This window comes from Streptomyces sp. WM4235 (assembly GCF_001279725.1).
Classification (GTDB): domain Bacteria; phylum Actinomycetota; class Actinomycetes; order Streptomycetales; family Streptomycetaceae; genus Streptomyces.
In genome coordinates this window covers 1-601 of the sequence record NZ_LGDE01000255.1, presented here as the reverse complement: position 1 = coordinate 601, position 601 = coordinate 1, and the positions used below count along the sequence as shown (strand labels likewise).

Sequence of the window (601 nt, the reverse complement as noted above, 5' to 3'; positions counted from 1 at the left end):
CAGGGCGTTCCACACGCCGTCGTACGACACCTTGGTCTGGGTCTTGATGATGCCGTGGAGCGCGGTCTTCAGCGCGGCGTCGAGCCGGGCCGGGTCGGTGGATATCTCGAAGCCGCTCGCGAGGGCCTGGTCCGTGGTCCGGAGTTCGTCGTTCATGGACCGATCCAATCAACGCGGACCGGTGTTGGCCAACGGGTTCAGCGGAGCCCGTCGGCGAGCGAGCGGAACGCGGCCCAGTCGAGGCTCGGGGTCCGGGAGTCCCAGAGCTTCTGCGACACGGCGGCCAGCGGGAGCCGGATGCCCTCGGCCACCTGTGCCTGGGTCTGGGACCCGGCCAGGTCGGCCCAGACGGCGAGCCGGCCGCCGAGGATCTGGTCGTCGTACGAGGCGGGGACGGGAGTCGTGCCGCGCAGGACCAGCGGGGTCCACTGCTCGTAGATCCGCCGGCCGGTGGGGTAGGCGAAGTCGTTCGGCTGACCCAGGACGTAGTACAGGTACTCGTCGTTGAGGTTGACGACCTTGCGGCCTTCGCGGAGGTAGGCGAGGGGAGGTCGGGCGCCGAGCTCCTTGCCCGTCCAGTACTCGACCTGGAGGTCCTTGG

Annotated in this window: 1 pseudogene; it reads right to left on the bottom strand. The window is 69.6% G+C overall.

Going from position 1 to position 601, the window contains the following annotated elements:
* Positions 1 to 197: 197 nt before the first annotated feature.
* Positions 198 to 601: pseudogene (locus ADK55_RS18610) on the bottom strand (beta-N-acetylglucosaminidase); the annotation flags it as partial.